The 20,285-nt window shown below is 70.4% G+C and carries 22 protein-coding genes; 19 read left to right on the forward strand and 3 right to left on the reverse strand.

All coding sequences use genetic code 11. The features are described 5' to 3' along the window. The first annotated feature begins 15 nt into the window (after positions 1 to 15). The 3 genes from DQ384_RS16770 to ccsB are packed head-to-tail and all read left to right on the forward strand — an operon-like array spanning position 16 to position 3,285. Entirely contained in the window at positions 16 to 747 is a 732-nt protein-coding gene (locus DQ384_RS16770) for a cytochrome c biogenesis CcdA family protein (protein WP_114029737.1), read from the forward strand. After that, entirely contained in the window at positions 747 to 2,330 is a 1,584-nt protein-coding gene (resB, locus tag DQ384_RS16775; protein WP_114029738.1) for a cytochrome c biogenesis protein ResB, read from the forward strand. The genes DQ384_RS16770 and resB overlap by 1 nt, the downstream gene beginning before the upstream one ends. Next, positions 2,320 to 3,285: a c-type cytochrome biogenesis protein CcsB gene (gene ccsB / locus DQ384_RS16780; protein WP_114029739.1), complete on the forward strand. Its 966-nt coding sequence runs from the start codon at positions 2,320 to 2,322 to the stop codon at positions 3,283 to 3,285. Before resB ends, ccsB begins: the two co-directional genes overlap by 11 nt. 142 nt (positions 3,286 to 3,427) lie before the next feature. Here ccsB and DQ384_RS16785 read toward each other — a convergent pair whose 3' ends face one another. Further along, on the reverse strand, positions 3,428 to 3,736 hold the full coding sequence (locus DQ384_RS16785) for a PLDc N-terminal domain-containing protein (RefSeq protein ID WP_245966539.1): 309 nt from the start codon (positions 3,734 to 3,736) through the stop codon (positions 3,428 to 3,430). A 235-nt stretch (positions 3,737 to 3,971) separates the two neighbouring features. Here DQ384_RS16785 and DQ384_RS16790 point away from each other — a divergent pair, with 235 nt between their 5' ends. Together DQ384_RS16790 and DQ384_RS16795 are read left to right on the forward strand one after the other, a co-directional pair. Further along, positions 3,972 to 4,988 carry a hypothetical protein gene (locus DQ384_RS16790; protein ID WP_245966540.1) on the forward strand — a complete coding sequence of 339 codons (1,017 nt, stop codon included), beginning with the start codon at positions 3,972 to 3,974 and terminating at the stop codon, positions 4,986 to 4,988. Positions 4,989 to 4,998: 10 nt separating this feature from the next. Next, positions 4,999 to 5,247 carry a hypothetical protein gene (locus DQ384_RS16795; protein WP_114029741.1) on the forward strand — a complete coding sequence of 83 codons (249 nt, stop codon included), beginning with the start codon at positions 4,999 to 5,001 and terminating at the stop codon, positions 5,245 to 5,247. A gap of 287 nt (positions 5,248 to 5,534) precedes the next feature. Here DQ384_RS16795 and DQ384_RS16800 read toward each other — a convergent pair whose 3' ends face one another. Next, positions 5,535 to 5,774 (reverse strand): BldC family transcriptional regulator, encoded by a 240-nt coding sequence (locus tag DQ384_RS16800; RefSeq protein WP_114029742.1) that lies wholly within the window; start codon positions 5,772 to 5,774, stop codon positions 5,535 to 5,537. 292 nt (positions 5,775 to 6,066) lie between these two features. Between DQ384_RS16800 and DQ384_RS16805 the strand changes: the two genes are divergently transcribed. Beyond that, complete coding sequence (locus tag DQ384_RS16805; RefSeq protein WP_114029743.1) at positions 6,067 to 6,267, forward strand: DUF4229 domain-containing protein; 201 nt, start codon at positions 6,067 to 6,069, stop codon at positions 6,265 to 6,267. Here DQ384_RS16805 and DQ384_RS16810 read toward each other — a convergent pair. Further along, positions 6,264 to 7,568 (reverse strand): delta-60 repeat domain-containing protein, encoded by a 1,305-nt coding sequence (locus tag DQ384_RS16810; protein WP_114029744.1) that lies wholly within the window; start codon positions 7,566 to 7,568, stop codon positions 6,264 to 6,266. The genes DQ384_RS16805 and DQ384_RS16810 overlap by 4 nt on opposite strands. 78 nt (positions 7,569 to 7,646) lie before the next feature. On the opposite strand from DQ384_RS16810, the gene DQ384_RS16815 reads away from it, so the two are divergent. From DQ384_RS16815 to nuoK, 13 genes are all read left to right on the forward strand, one after another. Then, positions 7,647 to 8,381 carry a demethylmenaquinone methyltransferase gene (locus DQ384_RS16815; RefSeq protein ID WP_114029745.1) on the forward strand — a complete coding sequence of 245 codons (735 nt, stop codon included), beginning with the start codon at positions 7,647 to 7,649 and terminating at the stop codon, positions 8,379 to 8,381. A 128-nt stretch (positions 8,382 to 8,509) separates the two neighbouring features. Then, complete coding sequence (locus tag DQ384_RS16820; RefSeq protein ID WP_114029746.1) at positions 8,510 to 9,784, forward strand: geranylgeranyl reductase family protein; 1,275 nt, start codon at positions 8,510 to 8,512, stop codon at positions 9,782 to 9,784. Between the two features lie 92 nt (positions 9,785 to 9,876). Continuing rightward, the gene (locus tag DQ384_RS16825) at positions 9,877 to 10,236 is read left to right on the forward strand and encodes an NADH-quinone oxidoreductase subunit A (RefSeq protein ID WP_114029747.1); all 360 of its coding nucleotides are present in this window, start codon (positions 9,877 to 9,879) and stop codon (positions 10,234 to 10,236) included. Positions 10,237 to 10,275: 39 nt separating this feature from the next. Then, positions 10,276 to 10,827, forward strand: a complete 552-nt coding sequence (locus DQ384_RS16830; RefSeq protein WP_114029748.1) for a NuoB/complex I 20 kDa subunit family protein — start codon at positions 10,276 to 10,278, stop codon at positions 10,825 to 10,827. After that, entirely contained in the window at positions 10,824 to 11,513 is a 690-nt protein-coding gene (locus DQ384_RS16835; RefSeq protein WP_114029749.1) for an NADH-quinone oxidoreductase subunit C, read from the forward strand. The genes DQ384_RS16830 and DQ384_RS16835 overlap by 4 nt, the downstream gene beginning before the upstream one ends. Then, positions 11,510 to 12,859: an NADH-quinone oxidoreductase subunit D gene (locus DQ384_RS16840; RefSeq protein ID WP_114029750.1), complete on the forward strand. Its 1,350-nt coding sequence runs from the start codon at positions 11,510 to 11,512 to the stop codon at positions 12,857 to 12,859. The genes DQ384_RS16835 and DQ384_RS16840 overlap by 4 nt, the downstream gene beginning before the upstream one ends. Next, the gene (nuoE, locus tag DQ384_RS16845) at positions 12,856 to 13,533 is read left to right on the forward strand and encodes an NADH-quinone oxidoreductase subunit NuoE (protein WP_114029751.1); all 678 of its coding nucleotides are present in this window, start codon (positions 12,856 to 12,858) and stop codon (positions 13,531 to 13,533) included. Before DQ384_RS16840 ends, nuoE begins: the two co-directional genes overlap by 4 nt. Beyond that, positions 13,530 to 14,819, forward strand: coding sequence for an NADH-quinone oxidoreductase subunit NuoF (gene nuoF / locus DQ384_RS16850; RefSeq protein WP_114029752.1), 1,290 nt, complete (start codon positions 13,530 to 13,532; stop codon positions 14,817 to 14,819). The genes nuoE and nuoF overlap by 4 nt, the downstream gene beginning before the upstream one ends. Further along, complete coding sequence (locus DQ384_RS16855; protein ID WP_114029753.1) at positions 14,816 to 17,245, forward strand: NADH-quinone oxidoreductase subunit G; 2,430 nt, start codon at positions 14,816 to 14,818, stop codon at positions 17,243 to 17,245. The genes nuoF and DQ384_RS16855 overlap by 4 nt, the downstream gene beginning before the upstream one ends. Beyond that, positions 17,242 to 18,597 carry an NADH-quinone oxidoreductase subunit NuoH gene (gene nuoH, locus DQ384_RS16860; RefSeq protein ID WP_114029754.1) on the forward strand — a complete coding sequence of 452 codons (1,356 nt, stop codon included), beginning with the start codon at positions 17,242 to 17,244 and terminating at the stop codon, positions 18,595 to 18,597. Before DQ384_RS16855 ends, nuoH begins: the two co-directional genes overlap by 4 nt. Further along, complete coding sequence (gene nuoI, locus DQ384_RS16865) at positions 18,584 to 19,099, forward strand: NADH-quinone oxidoreductase subunit NuoI (RefSeq protein WP_114029800.1); 516 nt, start codon at positions 18,584 to 18,586, stop codon at positions 19,097 to 19,099. The genes nuoH and nuoI overlap by 14 nt, the downstream gene beginning before the upstream one ends. Further along, positions 19,092 to 19,991, forward strand: coding sequence for an NADH-quinone oxidoreductase subunit J (locus DQ384_RS16870; RefSeq protein ID WP_114029755.1), 900 nt, complete (start codon positions 19,092 to 19,094; stop codon positions 19,989 to 19,991). The genes nuoI and DQ384_RS16870 overlap by 8 nt, the downstream gene beginning before the upstream one ends. Further along, positions 19,988 to 20,284 (forward strand): NADH-quinone oxidoreductase subunit NuoK, encoded by a 297-nt coding sequence (nuoK, locus tag DQ384_RS16875; protein ID WP_114029756.1) that lies wholly within the window; start codon positions 19,988 to 19,990, stop codon positions 20,282 to 20,284. The genes DQ384_RS16870 and nuoK overlap by 4 nt, the downstream gene beginning before the upstream one ends. Position 20,285: the final 1 nt, after the last annotated feature.

Raw genomic sequence — 20,285 nt, forward strand, 5'->3', positions numbered from 1 at the left:
CGGGCCGGGTGGGCCGTGAGCGACCTCACGACCACGATCGCGGCCGGGTCGCTGCTCGTGGCGCTGCCCGTCGCGGTGGCCGCCGGGCTGGTGTCGTTCCTGTCCCCGTGCGTGCTGCCGCTGGTGCCCGGCTACCTGTCTTACGTCACCGGCATGAGCGGCGACCCGCGGCGCGGCCGCATGATCGCGGGCAGCGCCCTGTTCGTGCTGGGCTTCTCGCTGGTGTTCGTGCTCGGGGGCGCCCTGTTCGGCGGCCTCGGCGCGCTGCTGCTCGGCAACGCCGACGTGATCACCCGCGTGCTCGGCGGCCTGACGATCGTGCTCGGCCTGGCGTTCCTCGGCCTGGTGCCGGGCCTGCAGCGCGACGTGCGCATCCACCGCTTCCCGGCCGCCGGCATCGCGGGCGCGCCCCTGCTCGGCGTCGTCTTCGGCCTCGGCTGGACGCCCTGCATCGGCCCCACGTTGTCGGCCGTCCTCACGCTGTCGCTGGACCAGGGCAGCGCGGTCAGGGGGGCCGTGCTGGCGTTCGCGTACGCGCTCGGCCTCGGTCTGCCCTTCGTGGTCGCGGCCCTCGCCTACCGCAAGGCGCTCAGGACGTTCGCGGCGGTGCGCCGCCACTCCCGGCTCATCACCCGGGCCGGCGGGGCCATGCTGGTCCTGGTCGGCGTGCTGCTCGTGACCGGCCTCTGGGGGCAGATCATCGCGAGCATGCAGGGCTGGGTGGGCGGATTCGAGCCGGTGATCTGATGACGCTGACCGAAGACGTCCGCGCCGACCCGGTCCGCCCGGCCGGCCTCGGCCCCGTGGGGTGGCTGCGCTGGGCCTGGCGCCTGCTGACCTCGATGCGCACCGCGCTGATCCTGCTGTTCCTGTTCGCGCTGGCCTCGATACCCGGGTCGATATACCCGCAGCGGTCGATCAGCCCCGACAAGGTGGCGCAGTACTTCAAGGACAGCCCGGGAATGGCCGCCTGGCTCGACCGGCTCTGGCTGTTCGACGTGTTCACCTCGCCGTGGTTCGCGGCGACGTACCTGCTGCTGTTCCTCTCGCTGGCCGGGTGCGTCGTCCCCCGGGCGGCGGCCCACTGGCGCGAGCTGCGGCGCAAGCCCCCGGCCGCCCCGCGCAACCTGTCCCGGCTGCCCCAGCACGCGTCCTTCGCCGCGCCCGGCAGGACGGTCGACGACTTCGCCGCTCTGCTCCGCGCGAAGCGGTTCCGCACGGTCACCGGCCCCGGCTGGGTGGCCGCCGAGAAGGGCTATCTGCGCGAGACCGGCAACCTGCTCTTCCACACCGCCCTGCTCGCGCTGCTGGTCGCGGTCGGCGCCGGCTCCCTGTACGGCTACCGGGGCAACGTGCTGCTGGTCGAGGGCAACGGCTTCGCCAACACCGTCGCCGCCTACGACCGGTACATCCCCGGCCAGCGGGTCTCGGGCGAGTCGCTGGAGCCGTTCTCCTTCACTCTGGACGACTTCCAGGCCACCTACGTCGCCACGGGCGACCGGCGTGGCCAGCCGCTGGACTTCTCCGCCCGGCTGAGGGTCGCCGACCGCCCCGGTGCGGCCGAGCGTCCGTACGACCTGCGGGTGAACGAGCCCCTGGACGTCAACGGCACGCAGACCTACCTGCTCGGCCACGGGTACGCCCCGGCGTTCAAGGTGCTGGACGGCAAGGGCCAGGTCGCCTTCGAGGGCGCGGTGCCGTGCCTGACCGCCGACCAGATGACCTACACCTCCGAGTGCGTGATCAAGGTGCCGGACGCGCAGCCGTCCCAGCTGGGGTTCCTGGTGCGCTTCCTGCCGACCACGGTGCCCGCCGCCGACGGCTCCTGGGTGTCGGTCTTCCCCGGCGCCGCCAACCCCACGGCGCAGGTGTTCGCGTTCTCCGGGGACCTCGGGCTGAAGTCCGGGCAGCCGCAGTCGGTGTACCAGCTCGACACCACGAACCTGAAGCCCCTCGTCATGGGGAACAAGACCAAGCCGCTCGCCGTCGGCGACACCCTGCCGCTGCCGGGCGGCGCGGGGTCGATCCAGCTCACCGGCGTCCGCGAGTGGATCAGCCTCCAGATCGCCCACGACCCCGGCCGGGGACCCGCGCTGGTCGCCGCCGCCCTGGCCGTCCTGGGTCTGGTGCTCTCGCTCACCGTCCGCCGCCGCCGGGTCTGGGTGCGGGTCGGCCAGGGAGAGAACGGCGAGGACGCCGAGGTCGGCGGCCTGACGCGCACCGACGGCGGCGCCGCCTTCGCCGACGAGTTCTCCACGATCGTCACGACCCTTCGAGGACGCGAGGCCGGCGAGGCCGATTCGCGTGAAGGAGCGAACCATGCCCACTGAGATGTCCGGGCTCGCCACGCTCAGCGACCAGCTCATCCTGGCCACCGTCCTGCTCTACGTGTTCGCCATGATCGGCTACGCGCTGGACCTCGGGTTCGGCCGCGTCCGCGCGGCGGCGGCCCCGGCCCGTGAGCTGGTCTCCGTGGGCGCCGGAGCCGCGGCCCCCGCCGACGGACCGCCCGCGCCCGCCGGCGGCTCCGTCGCACCCGCCCAGGGCCCGGAGCCGCCCGCCTGGGCCGCGCGCGCCGCGGTCGCGGCCGTGGCGCTGAGCTGGCTCGGCTGGGCCGCCAACCTCGGGGCCATCGTCACGCGCGGCCTCGCGGTCGGGCGCTGGCCGTGGGGCAACATGTACGAGTTCGTGGTGGCCATCTGCTTCGCCGCCGTCTCGGCGTTCCTGGTGATGCAGATCCGCCAGCCGGTCCGCTTCCTCGGCGCGTTCGTGTCGCTCGCCGCGGCGCTCGGGCTCGGGTTCGCCGTCCGCTACCTGCACGTGCAGGCCGGGCCGGTCGTGCCCGCGCTGAACTCGTACTGGATCGCCATCCACGTGACGGCGGCGATCCTCGCGGCGGGGCTGTTCATCCTCGCCGGGGTGTCCGGAATCCTCTTTCTGGTCCGCAAGGACGGCCCCTCGCGGCTGCCCTCGCGCGCCGACCTGGAGCGCGTCGCCCACCAGGCCATCGTGATCGCGTTCCCCATCTGGACGTTCGCGGTCATCGCGGGCGCGCTGTGGGCCGACAAGGCGTGGGGCCGTTACTGGGGCTGGGACCCCAAGGAGGTCTGGTCGTTCATCACCTGGATCGCCTACGCGGCGTACCTGCACGCCAAGGCGACCGCGGGGTGGAAGGGCAGGGCGGCGACCATCGTCCAGCTGGTCGCGTTCGGCTGCCTGATCTTCAACCTGGTGGGAGTGAACATCTTCCTGTCGGGCCTGCACTCGTACGCGCAGGTCCCCTAGTCGCGGTCCCCGTCACCGGCCGGGAGGCACCCGGCCGGGGGAGACGGCGCCTATGGCCTCCTCCACACCACCGCCGCCTGTGCCCATTGCCGCGCCTCCGGCACGGCGGTTCTGGGCGCCTCGGACTCCTCCGCCGAACGGGTCAGTCGTCCTCGCGGCGGAGGCGGCGGTCCAGGTCGCGGAGGAAGTCGGGGTCGTCGTCGGGGCCGCGGGCCACGGGCGGCCGGTGGCCTCCCGGGCGGCCCGCACGCCGGCGCCGCACCGCCTCGTCGCTCAGAGGACGGCCGAGAAGCAGCCACAGCAGGCCGCCGATGTCGGCCAGGAGCACGACGATGAGGACCCACAGCAGCTTCGGCAGGTTCCTTACGTCCCCCTCGGGTGTGGTGATCACATCGAACAGGCAATACAGCCAGAAGGCCAACAACGCCAGGCCAAGAAGCACGCTAGGCATGTCCGCAGCGTAAGCCATCCGACGGTAGATCGTGTTTCCGGGGATGGCGCCCCGCGCCGCGACGGGCCTCCCCGCCCTGCTCCGCGGGCTCCGTAGATTTTCGCGAGCCATCTCCGTAGCACATTACAGATGGCTTCCCGCGCGGCCTCGTCGTACGGTGGACCGTGACCACGCTCGCGGACGGGAGAGGTTGCGTGCTGATCTTCGCGCTCGCTCGGGCCTTCTGGCCATCGCGGTGACGGGCCAGCCCGGCGACAGGGGTCGCCACCGTCGCGCCTCGCGCTGGCGGCAGCGCGGGCCGTACGCCTTCCCCTACCGCGGCGAGACCCCGCGCGAGGGGGCGCAGGAGCCCACGGACCCCCGGCGTCCCGACGGCGCCGCCGAGCGCCGTACGGAGACCTCGCGCGAGGGCCGGGGCGACACGCGCCGGCAGCCGCGCGAGAGCCGCGCCGAGTACCGCGACAGCGGGCGCAGGGCCAACCGCCGCGAGAGCCGGGCCGACTCCTTCTGGGAGGGCGACCAGCCGCGCGTGGACACCCCCGGGGCGGTCACCGCGCCCGTCGTGGACCGGCCGCAGTACATCTGGCGCGACTTCGAGCTGGACGACGAGCCGCCGCTGGCCCAGCCGAACTCGCCGGACACCCCTGACCGCGGGGACGGGCTGAAGCACTGCGGGCCCCTGGAGCAGATCCTCTACCGGCAGTGGGACGCGGCCGAGGGCCCGCCCTCGGCGGACGCGGTCCGCGCCGTCGACAGCCTGTCCCGCCTGCCCGAGCGCCTGAAGGCCCTCCTGGCGGTCGGGCTCGACGGCATCTACGTCGGCCCCGGAGGGGTCCCCGATCTGGACGACATGGGCTACCTGCGGGGCGCGCCGCTGCCCTCGGGCAAGGCGACCTGGGACGTCTGCGCCGGCGCGTACGGCGACCGCAAGATCGTGGTGGGGGACCGGCCGTCGCCGACGCCCGACGTGATGATGCACGAGACCGGCCACGCCCTGGACGACATCGACGCGGCGCCGGGCGAGTGGGTGTCCGATTCCCCCGAGTTCCTTGCCCTCTACGACCAGTGCGCGCCGCTGCTCGCCTCGACGTTCCACCGGCAGCCGGGCGGTCTCGGCCGCAAGGAGTTCTTCGCCGACGCCTTCGCCGCGATCGCCTCGCGGCAGCGGCCCGCGCTGGTGGACATGCTGAACGGAGACACGCGTGCCGCGCTGGATGTCATGCTGTTCTTCAACCGGCGCTACGGAATCTAGGTGATCCGTCATGTACGTCATCCGGCTCGCGGACGGGAGGTTGCGCATACCGCAGTCCCTGACCAGCGACGACGGACGCCTGATCGGCAACGCCTACGTCGAGATCGAGCCGGGCGACCCCGACTACGAACGGTGGCTGCCCGAGTCCATCACCGAGGAGCAGGAGGCCGAGCGGCGCCTGCGCTGGCAGGAGGGCAACGACGAGCTGGAGCGCGAGTTCCTGGCGTTCAAGGAGTCGCAGCCGGGCTATGACCGCTGAGCCGGTCCCTGAACCGACCCCTAAGTCCCCGGCCGCACCCCTAAAGGCGATCGGGTGCTCGCCGGGCCGCGGGTCGTGGCTCCCGCGGTGCCGGGTCGTGCCGATCATGTGCACGACGCTCCGGCCGACGTACATTCAGATCCGTAATTGCATTTATGGCGTGCCTAAAAATAACAGTGACCCTGCGGCTTCCGGGGGGCACGCAGGATCACCGGGTGGCGCATCGCGGCTTCGAGTTCACCGCGCCTCGCGACGAACGCCAGGCCCGGCGGGCTCTCACCTGCACATCAGACGCGCGGCGAGTCGCCGCCCGGCCGATCGCCCGTGAGAACTTCCTCGCCACGCAGGAGGGCGTGCACCTCCGACTCGCGGAAACGCCGGTGCCCTCCGGGGGTACGGATGCTGCTGATACGGCCTGCCGCTGCCCAGCGCGTCACCGTTTTTGGATCGACCCGGAAGAGGGCGGCAACCTCTCCGGGGGTCAGCAGACGTTCGCTGCTACTCTCCACAATCTCTCCCCCTCGCATCCCGCATCCCTGAAGCGGGCGGACAGGTATCCAGTTTGCCGAGCCAAATCTGATATATCCGTGATTTACATCGAAAGATCACGGGTTGTTATCAGCTGACTGCCCGTTTGTTATATGATAGAGCCTCTTTGGGGCGCTCGTGGGTGTTTCTTTACAAAAGCGCCGTGTTGGGAACACTAGCAGTGCTCGCGCCCGATGCGAAGTGAGCCGGTAAAGCTCCGGGGTCTTAATGGGCGGCCGTCCAGGGGTGCCCTAGACCGCTCCATCGGGCCGGTGGCGTAACCTCGACGTTGTGCGACCGTTTCTCGTCTACACCGCGTCACGGCTCGGCCTGTTCGCCGTCACCCTCGGTGTGCTCTTCCTGATCGGCATCCACAACGTCTTCTGGCTCATCGTGATCAGCTTCGTGATCAGCGGCATGGCCAGCTACGTGCTCCTGTCCAGGCAGCGAGACGCGGTGAGTGAGCAGATCAGCAAGGGCCACAGGGGTTAAGGCAGCGGGAACATGCCGACCCGGGCATGGTACTCGTGTCCGAGGTGCGTGGTGTCGCTTCCGACGAGAAGGCCGCGTTTGTGAGCCAGGAACGCTTTGACACCGATGCCGCGGTCGCGAGTCGGGTTCCATGTGAGCGCTTTGCCGGTGGCGGGGTGAATCGCGCCAATCCCCGGCCTCGGCACCGCGCCCGGCCCGGCCGAGTCCGACCCCCGCGGGTTGTCGAGCCAGCGCTGATGGCCCCCGACGTAGACCGCGGCCCCCGTCACGGCCACGGAGTACAGCGAGTCGCCGCCGGTGAAGTTGATCCAAGTCGGGCGGATCGCCACGCCGCGTGAATAGGTCTCGAAGCGCGCCGCGGAATCGCAGAGCTTGCCGGTCCCCTTGGCGCCCCCTGTCGTCACAATGACGAAATACTCCCCGTCAGGTGAGAAATCAAGGCCCCGAACGTAAGACGGAAAGGCGTCCTTACACGCGGCCGCGTACGCCTCGGTGTGCCAGGGGGCGACCGCCGGGCGCGCGGCGCCGATGTCGATGAGCCCCACCTGCGGGCGGCGCCGCCCGTCCAGGGTGGTGAACGAGCCGTCCACGGCGAGGCGGTCCCGGGTGGCGGCCATCGCGTAGACCTTCAGCGCTCCGCCGCGCGGCCCGCCGGGCGTGACGGTGAAGGCCGGGTCGAGCTCGCCGGTGGCGGCGTCCAGGCGGGCGAGCGCCGGGCGGGAGGCCTGGCCGACGCCGTCGAAGTCCCCGCCGACGTAGAGCCTGGAGCCGTGGAGGACGAGGCTCGTCACCTCGCCGCCACGGATCCGCCCGGCGAAGCCAGGCACCGGCGATCCGTCGGCCACCGACAGCCGGGCCAGGCTCTGGGTCTCGGTGGCCTCCGAGCCGGACCCGCCGGCCGAGGTGAAACCGCCCCCGACGTAGACCGACCCGCGCTGCCCGGCCGCCAGCGCGCGGACCGGCCCGTCCACCTCGGGCGCGAACCGCGGGTCGACGCGGCCGGTGATCAGGTCGTAGGCGAACAGGTTCCTCCTGCGCAGGGTCGTGGCGCCCCGGGCCTCGCGGACCTCGCCGAACTCGCCGCCGACCACGACGGTCCTGCCGACGAGGGCGAAGGCGTTGACGATGCCGTCCATAACGTGGGGGGTGGTGGCGACGGGGCGGGCGGAGACCACGCGGGGGTGGGCGACGGCGCCGGCGGAGGCGGGGGCGCAGGGGAGCGCCACGAGCGCTCCGGCGAGCCCCGAGATCAGGCACACGGCTGTGGCGGTCGGCTTCAGGGCCGACGTTCGGGCTGGCATTCACCAAGTCCTAGCAGACACTGGGTAACGGAGCGGCTACTTTGGGTGGAAGAGCGCATGCCCACTAAGCTTGTCCGCATGACGCGTGCATCCCTGGACAAGCAGCCGCATGAGGTGGCGGCGATGTTCGACCGCACGGCCCGGCGCTACGACCTGGTCAACGATGTCCTCTCCCTCGGCCAGGACCGCCTGTGGCGCAAGGCCACGGCCGCCGCCGTCGACGCGGGTCCGGGTGAGCTCGTCCTCGACCTGGCCGCCGGAACCGGCACCTCCAGTGAAACTTTCACCGCCCTCGGGGCGCGGGCCATCGCCTGCGACTTCTCGCTCGGCATGCTCCGCACGGGCGCCTCCAGGCGCGGCGGCTCCGGGCTGGACGGCGCGGGGCCGTCCGGGGTGACGTTCATCGGCGGCGACGCGCTGCGACTGCCCTTCGCCGACGACACGTTCGACGTCACGACCATCTCCTTCGGATTGCGAAACGTCAACGACACGGTAAAGGCCCTGCGCGAGATGCTGCGGGTCACCAGGCCCGGCGGGCGGCTGGTGGTCTGCGAGTTCTCCCGGCCCACGCTGAAGTCGTTCGATCTCGTTTACACCCAATACCTGATGAGGCTGCTGCCCCCGGTGGCCCGGGTCGTGAGCTCCAATCCCGAGTCCTACGAGTATCTCGCCGAGTCGATCCGCGCCTGGCCTGATCAGGCCGGACTCTCCCGGCTTTTGCGGGAGGCGGGCTGGGAAGGCATCGCTTGGCGCAATCTTTCCCTGGGCATCGTGGCCCTGCACCGGGCTGTTAAGCCAACCGTGGGGCACTAGGTAAGCTCCATCTGACAGCGGGCAGGGAAAAAGGGTTAGACTTCCGCCGACAAGTTTGTGAAGTGGTTCACAAAGGAACGAAGGCCCCAGCCCCCGAGGCCCTCGACACCTAGGACAGGACAGGTCCCGTGAGCGAGTCAGCCCCAGCGGCGGACGCCGACATCATCGTCGTCGGCGCCGGACCCGCGGGTTCGACCACGGCCTTCTACCTCGCGCAGGCCGGCTATGACGTCCTGCTGCTGGAGAAGACCCGATTTCCGCGTGAGAAAGTGTGCGGGGACGGGTTGACGCCTCGCGCCGTCAAGGAACTGATCGCCATGGGCGTCGACATCGACGCCCCCGGCTGGATCCGCAACAAGGGCCTGCGCGTCGTCGGCGGCGGCCTGCGCCTGGAGCTGGCCTGGCCCGAGCTGTCCAGCTTCCCCGACTTCGGCCTGGTGCGCACGCGTCTGGACTTCGACCAGATCGTCGCGGACAACGCCGAGCGCGCCGGCGTCCGTCTCCTCCAGGGCGTCAACGTCATCGGCCCGGTGCTGGACGAGCGCAGCGGCCACGTCGTCGGCGTCACCGCCAAGAGCGACGGCGAGCCGGTCACCTACCGCTCCCGCCTGGTCGTGGCCGCCGACGGCAACTCCACCCGCCTGTCGCTGTCGATGGGCCTGCACAAGCGCGACGACCGTCCGATGGGCGTGGCCGTGCGCACGTACTTCACCAGCCCCCGGCACGACGACGACTGGCTGGAGACCTGGCTCGAATTGTGGGACACCGACCCGGACGGCTCCCCGCGCCTGCTGCCCGGGTACGGCTGGGTCTTCGGCGTCGGCGACGGCACGAGCAACGTCGGCCTCGGCCTGCTCAACACCAGCGAGGCGTTCCAGAAGCTGGACTACCGCGACCTGCTGCGCCGTTGGGTCAAGAACATGCCCTCCGAATGGGGCTTCGCCGAAGAGAACATGACCGGGCCCGTGCGCGGCGCGGCGCTGCCGATGGCGTTCAACCGGCAGCCCCACTACACCCGCGGCCTGGTGCTCGTCGGCGACGCGGGTGGCATGATCAACCCCTTCAACGGCGAGGGCATCGCCTATGCCATGGAGACCGGCCGGATCGCGGCCGACGCCATCGTCACGGCCCTGTCCGCCGGCACCCCCGCGCGGCGCGAGCGCGTGCTGCGCGCCTATCCGAAGACGCTCAAGGACGCCTACGGCGGTTACTTCACGCTCGGGCGGCTGTTCGTCGAGGCCATCGGCAGGCCCGGCGTGATGGGCTTTCTCACACGGCACGGTCTGCCACATCCCACTCTGATGCGGTTCGCTCTGAAACTGCTTGGTAATCTCACGGACCGGCAGGGCGATGCGTCAGACCGGATCATCAACGCCCTGTCCAAGGTCACGCCGCCGGCATGACAACAGCACCCGGAACGAAGAACGATGATCGCCCTGCCTAGACTCAGCAACCGATTGACCGACGCGCCAGCGCTCAGAGGGGACGCATAGCGATGGAACTGTATGTACCGATTGTGGTGCTCGCGGTCATCGCGGCCGGTTTCGCCGTCTTCTCCGTGGGCATCGCCCCGTTCACCGGACCGAAGCGTTGGAACCGCGCGAAGCTCGACGCCTACGAATGCGGCATCGAGCCGACCCCGCAGCCCGTCGGCGGCGGCCGGTTCCCTCTGAAGTACATGATCACCGCGATGCTCTTCATCGTGTTCGACATCGAGATCATCTTCCTTTATCCGTGGGCGGTCGCTTTCGATCAGCTCGGGGTGTTCGGGCTGGTCGAGATGGTGCTGTTCATCGTCACCGTGCTGGTCGCCTACGCCTACGTGTGGCGTCGCCGCGGCCTGGACTGGGACTGAGAGGCAGCGTGCCGGAGGCGCGCGAGAGGAAGCACTGAGATGGGTCTCGAAGAGAAATTGCCCAGCGGGTTCATCCTGTCGACCGTGGAGCAGGCGGCGGGGTGGGCGCGCAAGAACTCCGTCTGGCCGGCGACGTTCGGCCTGGCCTGCTGCGCCATCGAGTTGATGGCGACCGGCGGTCCCAACCACGACCTGGCCAGGTTCGGCATGGAGCGCGCGTCGGCGTCTCCCCGCCAGGCCGACCTGATGATCGTGGCCGGCCGGCTCTCGCAGAAGATGGCACCCGTGCTGCGCCAGATCTACGACCAGATGGCGGAGCCCAAGTGGGTCATCGCCATGGGCGTCTGCGCCTCCAGCGGTGGCATGTTCAACAACTACGCGATCGTGCAGGGCGTCGACCACGTCGTGCCCGTGGACATCTACCTCCCCGGCTGCCCGCCGCGGCCCGAGATGCTCATCGACGCGATCGTCAAGCTCCACGACAAGATCCAGAACATGAAGTTCGGCGCCCACCGGGCCAAGCAGATCGACGAGCTGGAGCTTCAGGCTCTGCGGTCGCTGCCGCTCATCGATCAGGGGACCCCGAAATGAGCACTGAAAACCACCCCGACAACCTTCCGGGGGTCCCGGAGGAGCCCGTGGCGCGCCACGGCATGTTCGGCGTCACCGACTCCGGCGACACCTCCGGCTACGGCCGCCTGGTCGTGCGCCGCGCGCCGAAGTTGTCCAGCGCCAGGCCGTACGGCGGCTACTTCGACGAGATCGCCGACGGGCTGGAGGCCGCGGCCGGTGACTCCTACGCCGGCATGGTCGAGCGCGTCGTCGTCGACCGCGGCGAGCTGACGCTGCACGTGGCCCGCGAGCACCTCACCGCGGTGATGAGCCACCTGCGCGACGACCCCGCCCTGCGCTTCGAGCTCTCGCTCGGCGTCTCGGGCGTGCACTACCCCGAGGACGAGGGCGCGGAACTGCACGCGGTCTACCACCTGTGCTCGATCACCCACAACCGGCGTGTACGGGTCGAGGTCTCCTGTCCCGACGCGGATCCGCACATTCCGTCCACGGTCTCGGTCTACCCGACCCACGACTGGCACGAACGCGAGACCTACGACTTCTTCGGCATCGTCTTCGACGGCCACCCCGCGCTGACCCGCATCGAGATGCCGGACGACTGGGAAGGCCACCCCCAGCGCAAGGACTACCCGCTCGGCGGCATCCCGGTCGAGTACCGCGGCGCCACCATCCCCGCGCCGGACCAGAGGAGGTCGTACGCATGACCGCCATCCACGACGGCGAGACCGCCGGCACCGAGCAGGCCGCCGAGGGCCGGGTCTACAACGTCAACGGCGAGGACTGGGACGAGGTCGTCGGCGCGATCAGCGAGTCCGCCGAGGAGCGCCTGGTCGTCAACATGGGCCCGCAGCACCCCTCCACGCACGGCGTGCTGCGGCTGGTGCTGACGCTCGACGGCGAGTCCGTCACCGAGGCGCGCGTGGGGATCGGCTACCTCCACACCGGCATCGAGAAGAACATGGAGTTCCGGACGTGGACCCAGGGGGTCACGTTCGTCACCCGCATGGACTACCTGTCGCCGATCTTCAACGAGACGGCGTACTGCCTGGCGGTCGAGAAACTGCTCGGCATCACCGACCGGGTGCCCGCCCGCGCGCAGGCCATCCGGGTCATGATGATGGAGCTCAACCGCATCTCCTCCCACCTGGTGGCCATCGCGACCTTCGGCCTGGAGCTCGGCGCCACCACGCCGATGCTGTTCGGCTTCCGCGAGCGCGAGATGGTGCTCGACCTGTTCGAGTACATCACCGGCCTGCGCATGAACATGGCGTACGTCCGCCCGGGCGGCGTCTCGGTGGACCTGCCCGCCGGCGCGGTCGACAAGATCGGCGAGTTCCTCAAGGTCATGCCGGGCCGCATCCAGGAGATGCGCAAGCTGCTCGACGAGAACCCCGCCTACACCCGGCGCACCAAGGACGTCGCCTACCTCGACCTGACCGGCTGCATGGCCCTCGGCATCACCGGGCCGATGCTCCGCGCCGCCGGCCTTCCGTGGGACCTGCGCAAGTCGCAGCCCTACTGCGGCTACGAGACCTACGACTTCGGCGTGCCGATCCAGACGACCTGTGACGTCTACGGCCGCTACCTCGTGCGCGTGGCCGAGATGGAGGAGTCCCTCAAGATCATCGGCCAGTGCCTGGACCGGCTCTCCGGATCCGAGCTCAAGGGCAAGCCGGTCATGATCGAGGACAAGAAGATCGGCTGGCCGTCGCAGCTCGCGCTCGGCCCCGACGGGCTCGGCAACTCGCCCGACCACATCGCCCACATCATGAGCACCTCGATGGAAGCGCTCATCCACCACTTCAAGCTGGTGACCGAGGGCTTCCGGGTGCCGGCGGGGCAAGCGTACGTCGCGGTCGAGTCGCCGCGCGGCGAGCTCGGCGCGCACGTCGTGAGCGACGGAGGCACGCGCCCCTACCGCGTGCACTTCCGCGACCCGTCCTTCACGAACCTGCAGGCGGTGCCGGCCACCTGCGAAGGCGGCATGGTCGCCGACGTGATCGCCGCGGTCGCATCGATCGACCCGGTCATGGGAGGTGTGGACCGGTGACCAGCTACTCGCCGGAAGTCCGCGAGCGTCTCGAACGCGACGCGAAAGAGATCATCGGCCGTTACCCGAAGAGCCGCTCGGCGCTGCTGCCGCTGCTGCACCTCGTGCAGTCGGAGGAGGGCTACGTCTCCGACGCGGGGCACGAGTTCTGCGCCGAGATGCTGGGCCTGAGCAAGGCCGAGGTCGTGGGCGTGTCGACGTTCTACACGATGTACAAGCGCAGCCCCGCGGGCGAGTTCCACGTCGGCGTCTGCATCAACTCCCTGTGCGCGATCATGGGCGGCGACCAGATCTGGGACGAGCTCAGCGAGCACGTCGGCGCCGGCAACGGCGAGACCACGGGCGACGGCAAGATCTCGCTGGAGCGGATCGAATGCAACGCCGCCTGCGACTTCGCGCCCGTCATGATGGTCAACTGGGAGTTCTTCGACAACCAGACCCCCGACTCGGCCAAGCGCCTCGTCGACGACCTGCGCTCCGGCAAGGACGTCAAGCCCACGCGCGGCCCCGGCCGGCTGTGCACGTTCAAGGAGGCCTCGCGCGTGCTCGCGGGCCTGCCTGACGGGCAGGCGGGCGACGGCCCGGCGGCGGCCGGCCCCTCGCTGGAAGGGCTCAAGCTAGCCAAGGCCAACGGCTGGACCGCCCCGGCGCCTTCGAAGGGGGCCTCGGAATGACCACCACGCTGACGCCGGTCCTCACCGCGAACTGGGACCGCGCGGACGCCTTCACCCTCGACGGCTACGGCGAGTACGAGTCGGCCAAGAGGGCACTCGGCATGGACCCCGACGCCATCATCAAGGCCGTCAAGGACTCCGGTCTGCGCGGCCGCGGCGGCGCGGGCTTCCCGACCGGCATGAAGTGGGGGTTCATCCCCCAGGGCGACGGCAAGGCGCACTACCTGGTCGTCAACGCCGACGAGTCCGAGCCGGGGACCTGCAAGGACATCCCGCTCATGATGGCCAACCCCCACGCGCTGGTCGAGGGCGTCATCATCACGGCCTACGCGATCCGCGCCAACCACGCCTTCATCTACGTGCGCGGCGAGGTGCTGCACGTCATCCGCCGCGTCCAGGCGGCCGTGCGCGAGGCCTACGAGAAGGGCTACCTCGGCACCGACATCTTCGGCTCCGGCTTCGACCTCGAGGTCGTCGTGCACAGCGGCGCCGGCGCGTACATCTGCGGCGAGGAGACGGCGCTGCTGGACTCGCTGGAAGGCTTCAGAGGTCAACCTCGGCTCAAGCCTCCCTTCCCGGCCGTGGCGGGCCTGTACGCGTGTCCCACTGTGGTGAACAACGTCGAGTCGATCGCCAGCGTTCCCAGCATCATCGCCAACGGCGCCGACTGGTTCGCCTCGATGGGCACCGAGAAGTCCAAGGGCTTCGGCATCTTCTCGCTGAGCGGCCACGTCACCCGTCCGGGCCAGTACGAGGCGCCGCTCGGCATCACGCTGCGCGAGCTGCTCGACATGGCGGGCGGCATCCGCGCCGGGCACCGGCTCAAGTTCTGGACGCCCGGCGGCTCGTCCACGCCGATCTTCACCGACGAGCACCTGGACGTGCCGCTCGACTTCGAGTCGGTCGGCGCCAAGGGCTCGATGCTCGGCACCCGCGCCCTGCAGATCTTCGACGAGACGACCTGCGTCGTCCGGGCCGTGCTGCGCTGGACCGAGTTCTACGCCCACGAGTCCTGCGGCAAGTGCACCCCCTGCCGGGAGGGCACCTACTGGCTCAAGCAGGTGCTCAGGCGGCTGGAGAAGGGCCAGGGCACCGAGGACGACCTCACCACGATCACCGACATCGCGGACAACATCCTCGGCCGGTCGTTCTGCGCCCTCGGCGACGGCGCCACCAGCCCGATCCATTCGTCGGTGAAGCACTTCCGTGACGAGTACCTCAAGCACTTCGAGATCGGCGGCTGCCCGTTCGATCACGCCGCGTCAACTGTGTGGGGTAAGGCATGACAGTACAGACACCCTCGGCGGGATCGGTCGAACAGCCGGTCGACCTGGTGACCCTCACCATTGACGGCTTCCAGATCAGCGTGCCGAAGGGGACCCTGATCATCCGGGCGGCCGAGATGCTCGGCGTCCAGATCCCGAGGTTCTGCGACCACCCGCTGCTCGCGCCCGCGGCCAACTGCCGTCAGTGCCTGGTGGACATCACCGACGCCGGCAACGGCCGGGGCTTCCCGAAGCCGCAGCCGTCCTGCGCCATCGAGGTCGCCGAGGGCATGGTCGTGCAGACGCAGCTCACCTCGCCGGTCGCCGAGAAGGCCCAGCGCGGTGTCATGGAGATGCTGCTGCTGAACCACCCGCTCGACTGCCCGGTCTGCGACAAGGGCGGCGAATGCCCCCTGCAGAACCAGGCCATGTCCAACGGGCAGGGCGAGTCCCGGTTCCAGGAGACCAAGCGCACCTTCGAGAAGCCCATCCCGCTGTCCAGCGAGGTGCTGCTCGACCGCGAGCGCTGCGTCCAGTGCGCCCGCTGCATCCGCTTCTCCGATGAGATCGCCGGCGACCCGCTGATCGACTTCTTCGAGCGCGGCGCCGCCGAGCAGGTCGGCGTGGCGAACGGCGAGCCGCTCGAGTCGTACTACTCGGGCAACACCGTGCAGATCTGCCCGGTGGGCGCGCTCACCGGCGCCGCCTACCGCTTCCGCGCCCGGCCGTTCGACCTGGTGTCCACGCCGAGCGCCTGCGAGCACTGCGCGAGCGGCTGCGAGCTGCGCACCGACCACCGGCGCGGCAAGGTCACCCGCCGCCTCGCCGGGGACGACCCGCAGGTCAACGAGGAGTGGAACTGCGACAAGGGCCGCTGGGCCTTCACCTACGCCACCCAGCCGGACCGCCTGCAGACCCCGCTGATCCGCGACGAGGACGGCTACCTGCGCCCCGCCTCCTGGCCGGAGGCCCTGACGGCCGCGGCCGAGGGCCTCGCGCGGGCCCGCGGCAGGGCCGGCGTGCTGGTCGGCGGCCGCGTGACCGTCGAGGACGCCTACGCCTACTCCAAGTTCGCCCGCATCGCCCTCGGCACCAACGACATCGACTTCCGCTCCCGCCCGCTGTCGGGCGAGGAGGCCGTCTTCCTGGCCCACGCCGTGGCCGGGAAGGGCATCGAGGTCTCCTACACCGACCTGGAGAAGGCGCCCGCCGTGCTCCTGGCCGGGTTCGAGCCCGAGGAGGAGTCGCCGATCGTCTTCCTGCGCCTGCGCAAGGCGTGGCGCAAGCGCGGCCTGAAGGTCTTCACGCTCGCGCCGTTCGCCACGGCGAGCCTCGCCAAGATGGGCGGCACGCTGATCCGCGCGCTCCCCGGCGAGGAGGCCGAGGCGCTCGGCGAGCTGGTCTCCGGCTCCACGGCCTCGGCAGAGGCGCTGCGGCAGCCGGGCGCGATCATCCTGGTCGGCGAGCGGCTCGCCACCTCGCGCGGCGCCCTGTCGGCCGTCGTCCGGCTGGCCGCCAGCTCCGGCGCCCGGCTCGCCTGGGTGCCCCGCCGGGCCGGCGAGCGCGGCGCGATCGAGGCCGGCGCCCTGCCGAACCTGCTGCCGATCGGCCGCCCGGTCACCGACGCGGCCGCCCGCGCCGAGGTCGCCCGCGCCTGGGACGTCTCGGCCCTGCCGGAGGCCGAGGGACGCGACACCTCCGCGATCCTCGCCGCCGCCCTGGACGGCGAGGTGGAGGCCCTGGTGGTCGGCGGCGTCGACCCCTACGACCTGCCCGACCCGGAGGCCGCCCTCGCGGCCCTGGAGAACACCCCGTTCATCGTCTCGCTGGAGATGCGCGCGAGCGCCGTCACCGACCGCGCCGACGTCGTCCTGCCCATCGCGGCGGTGTCCGAGAAGAGCGGCACCTTCGTGAACTGGGAGGGCCGCGGCCGCTCCTTCGAGCGGGCCATCGAGGTGCCGGGCGTGATGAGCGACCTGCGCGCCATCGCCGCCATCGCCGACCACATGGACGTGCACCTCGGCCTGCCCGACCCGGCCGCCGCGCGGCGCGAGCTCGCCGCGCTCGGCGCCTGGCGCGGCGCCCGTCCGAACGGCCCCGGCGTGACGGGCGGCGCCCACCGCGTCCCGCGCGCCGGAGAGGCCCTGCTGGCGACCTGGCACCTGCTGCTGGACTCCGGCCGGCTCCAGGACGGCGAACCGTTCCTGGCCGGTACGGGACGCGCGGTGGAAGCGCTGGTGTCGGAGTCCACGGCGGCCGAGATCGGCGCCCTCGACGGCGGTAAGGTCACCATCACCACGGAGGGCGGCTCGGTCACGCTGCCCGTCCGGGTGGCCGACCTTCCCGACCGCGTGGTGTGGGTGCCGGCGCACTCGGCGGGCTGCTCGGTCACCCGCGACCTGCGGGCCGTGGCCGGCGACGTCGTCAAGATCGGGAGCGAGTCATGAGAGCTCTTCTCGCCGACCCGGCAGGGGCGCCAACCCTCGCCGACTTCGGCAAGGATCCCTTGTGGATCTCCATCATCAAGGCGTTGTTCATCTTCGTCTTCCTGATGCTGGGCGTGCTGTTCGGCGTGTGGACCGAGCGCAAGCTCATCTCGCGCATGCAGCACCGCTACGGCCCCAACCGCGCGGGCAAGTTCGGCCTGCTGCAGTCGGTGGCCGACGGCCTGAAGATGGGGCTGAAGGAGGACATCCTCCCGCGCACCGTCGACAAGGTCGTCTACATCCTCGCCCCGATCATCATCGCGGTGCCGGCCTTCCTGTCGTACTCGATCATCCCGTTCGGGCCGATGGTGTCCATGTTCGGCGTGCGCACGCCGCTCCAGCTCACCGACCTGCCGGTCGCGGTGCTGGTGGTGCTGGCCATGGCCTCGATCGGCGTCTACGGCATCGTGCTCGCGGGCTGGGGCTCGCGCTCGCCGTACGCCGTGCTGGGCGGCCTGCGCTCCACCGCGCAGGTGATCTCCTACGAGATCGCGATGGGCCTGTCGTTCGTGGCGGTGTTCCTGTTCGCCGGCACGCTGTCCACGTCCGAGATCGTGGCCAAGCAGGCGTCCGGCGGCACGTGGGACCTCGGCTCGATCAGCATCCCCCTCCCGTCCTGGTACGCGATCCTGCTGATCCCGTCGTTCCTGATCTACGTGATCACGATGCTGGGCGAGACCAACCGCGTGCCGTTCGACCTCCCCGAGGGCGAGGGCGAGCTGGTCGGCGGGTTCCACACCGAGTACTCCTCGTCGCTGAAGTTCGCGATGTTCATGCTGGCCGAGTACGCCAACGTGTTCACCGTGTCGGGCCTGTGCATCACGCTCTTCCTCGGCGGATGGCGCGCCCCGTGGCCGATCTCGCTGTGGGACGGTGCCAACGTCGGCTGGTGGCCGATGCTCTGGTTCTTCGTCAAGCTCGCGCTGGTCTTCGCGTTCTTCATCTGGGTGCGCGCCTCGCTGCCGCGCATCCGGTACGACCAGCTCATGGCCTTCGGCTGGAAGATCCTCATTCCGCTCAACCTGGCGTGGATCCTCGTGGTCGCGACCGTGCGCGCGACCCGGGTCGAGGGCGCCGACAAGACGCTCGTGATGGTGATCGCGGCGGTGGTCGTCGTCGGATGCCTCGCGATCTACTTCCGCTTCGACACGGTCAACCAGCGCCGCAGAGAGGCCAGGGCCGCCGAGGTCGAGGCGGAGTTCGAGCGGCTCCGTGCCGAGCCCACCGCGGGCGGGTTCCCGGTTCCGGCGCTGGACCTGCCGCACTACCACGGCGTCAACGGACGCAAGGAGGTCCCCAGTGGGACTAACTGATTTCCTGAACCCCGTGAAGGGGTTCGGCGTCACCTTCCACCACATGTTCAAGAAGCCGGTGACGACGAACTACCCCGAGGAGAAGCGGCCGACCGCGCCGCGCTTCCACGGGCGTCACCAGCTGAACCGCTGGCCGGACGGGCTGGAGAAGTGCGTCGGGTGCGAGCTGTGCGCCTGGGCCTGCCCCGCGGACGCGATCTACGTGGAAGGCGCCGACAACACCGACGAGGAGCGGTACTCCCCGGGTGAGCGGTACGGCAGGACGTACCAGATCAACTACCTGCGGTGCATCCTGTGCGGCCTGTGCATCGAGGCGTGCCCGACACGCGCGCTCACGATGACCAACGAGTACGAGCTCGCCGACTCCAGCCGTGAGAGCCTCATCTACACCAAGGAGATGCTGCTCGCGCCGCTGGGGCCCGGCATGGAGACGCCGCCCCACCCGATGCGCCTCGGCGACACCGAAGAGGACTACTACCGGTTGGGCCGTAGCAATGGGTGAAACGATCACGTTCTGGGTGCTCGCGGTCGTCTCCGTGGCCGCGGCGTTCGGGCTCGTCTTCAGCCGCAAGGCGGTGTACTCCGCGCTGATGCTGGGCGTGGTGATGCTCTCGCTGGCGGTGCTCTACGCCGTGCAGGACGCGCCGTTCCTCGCCGTGGTGCAGATCATCGTCTACACCGGCGCGGTCATGATGCTCTTCCTGTTCGTCCTCATGCTGGTCGGCGTCGACTCCTCCGACTCGCTGGTCGAGACGATCAAGGGCCAGCGGTTCTGGGCGATCATCGCGGGCCTCGGCTTCGCCGTCCTGCTCGCGGCGGGCATCGGCAACGCGGTCGTCGGCGAGCCCGCCGGGCTGGCGGAGGCCGTGAAGGCGGACGGCGGCAACGTCCCCGCGCTGGCGAGGCTGATCTTCACGCGGTACGTCTTCGCGTTCGAGGTCACCTCGGCGCTGCTCATCACCGCCGCGCTCGGCGCGATGGTGCTGGCGCACCGCGAGCGCACCGCGCCCAAGCCCACGCAGAAGGACCTGGCGCGCGCCCGCTTCCTCGGCGACCACCCGACCCCGCTGCCCGGCCCCGGCACCTACGCCCGGCACAACGCGATCGACATGCCCGCGCTGCTGCCCGACGGCTCGGTCTCGGAGCTGTCGGTCAACCGGTACATCGCCCGCTACGACGTCGAGCGGGGGCGGCTCCCGGAGAACCCGCGGCTCGCCCAGGCCCTCAGGAACGTCGCCAAGGGCCCGGCCACCGAGCAGCCGAAGGTCGTCCGGGCCGTCGCCGAGGAGCCCGAGGCGCGCGTCCCGGCCGACGACCGGCCGCCGGTCTCGCAGGCCGCCGGCCTGCCCGCCGAGGGCCGCACCGAGGGCCCCGTCGAGGAGGAAGGCAAGTGACCACCCACTACCTCGTGCTCTCCGCGCTGCTGTTCGCCATCGGAGCGGTCGGCGTGCTGGTGCGCCGCAACGCCATCGTGGTGTTCATGTGCGTGGAGCTCATGCTCAACGCCTGCAACCTGGCTTTCGTCACCTTCGCCCGGCAGCACGGCAACCTCCAGGGCCAGATCATCGCCTTCTTCGTGATGATCGTGGCCGCCGCCGAGGTCGTCGTGGGTCTCGCGATCATCGTGACGATCTTCCGAACCCGCAGGTCCGCGTCGGTGGACGACGCCAACCTGCTGAAGTACTAAG

It is taken from the genome of Sphaerisporangium album (assembly GCF_003323745.1).
GTDB lineage: Bacteria > Actinomycetota > Actinomycetes > Streptosporangiales > Streptosporangiaceae > Sphaerisporangium > Sphaerisporangium album.

Excerpts from the sequence above, each read along its gene's own strand:
- nuoF (WP_114029752.1), top strand. The coding sequence starts at position 13,530 with ATGACCACCACGCTGACGCCGGTCCTCACCGCGAACTGGGACCGCGCG.
- nuoH (WP_114029754.1), top strand. The coding sequence starts at position 17,242 with ATGAGAGCTCTTCTCGCCGACCCGGCAGGGGCGCCAACCCTCGCCGAC.
- DQ384_RS16855 (WP_114029753.1), top strand. The coding sequence starts at position 14,816 with ATGACAGTACAGACACCCTCGGCGGGATCGGTCGAACAGCCGGTCGAC.
- DQ384_RS16870 (WP_114029755.1), top strand. The coding sequence starts at position 19,092 with ATGGGTGAAACGATCACGTTCTGGGTGCTCGCGGTCGTCTCCGTGGCC.
- DQ384_RS16795 (WP_114029741.1), top strand. The coding sequence starts at position 4,999 with ATGTACGTCATCCGGCTCGCGGACGGGAGGTTGCGCATACCGCAGTCC.
- resB (WP_114029738.1), top strand. The coding sequence starts at position 747 with ATGACGCTGACCGAAGACGTCCGCGCCGACCCGGTCCGCCCGGCCGGC.
- DQ384_RS16785 (WP_245966539.1), bottom strand. The coding sequence starts at position 3,736 with ATGCCTAGCGTGCTTCTTGGCCTGGCGTTGTTGGCCTTCTGGCTGTAT.
- DQ384_RS16830 (WP_114029748.1), top strand. The coding sequence starts at position 10,276 with ATGGGTCTCGAAGAGAAATTGCCCAGCGGGTTCATCCTGTCGACCGTG.
- DQ384_RS16835 (WP_114029749.1), top strand. The coding sequence starts at position 10,824 with ATGAGCACTGAAAACCACCCCGACAACCTTCCGGGGGTCCCGGAGGAG.
- DQ384_RS16815 (WP_114029745.1), top strand. The coding sequence starts at position 7,647 with ATGACGCGTGCATCCCTGGACAAGCAGCCGCATGAGGTGGCGGCGATG.
- ccsB (WP_114029739.1), top strand. The coding sequence starts at position 2,320 with ATGCCCACTGAGATGTCCGGGCTCGCCACGCTCAGCGACCAGCTCATC.
- DQ384_RS16810 (WP_114029744.1), bottom strand. The coding sequence starts at position 7,568 with ATGCCAGCCCGAACGTCGGCCCTGAAGCCGACCGCCACAGCCGTGTGC.
- DQ384_RS16840 (WP_114029750.1), top strand. The coding sequence starts at position 11,510 with ATGACCGCCATCCACGACGGCGAGACCGCCGGCACCGAGCAGGCCGCC.
- DQ384_RS16825 (WP_114029747.1), top strand. The coding sequence starts at position 9,877 with ATGGAACTGTATGTACCGATTGTGGTGCTCGCGGTCATCGCGGCCGGT.
- DQ384_RS16800 (WP_114029742.1), bottom strand. The coding sequence starts at position 5,774 with ATGCGAGGGGGAGAGATTGTGGAGAGTAGCAGCGAACGTCTGCTGACC.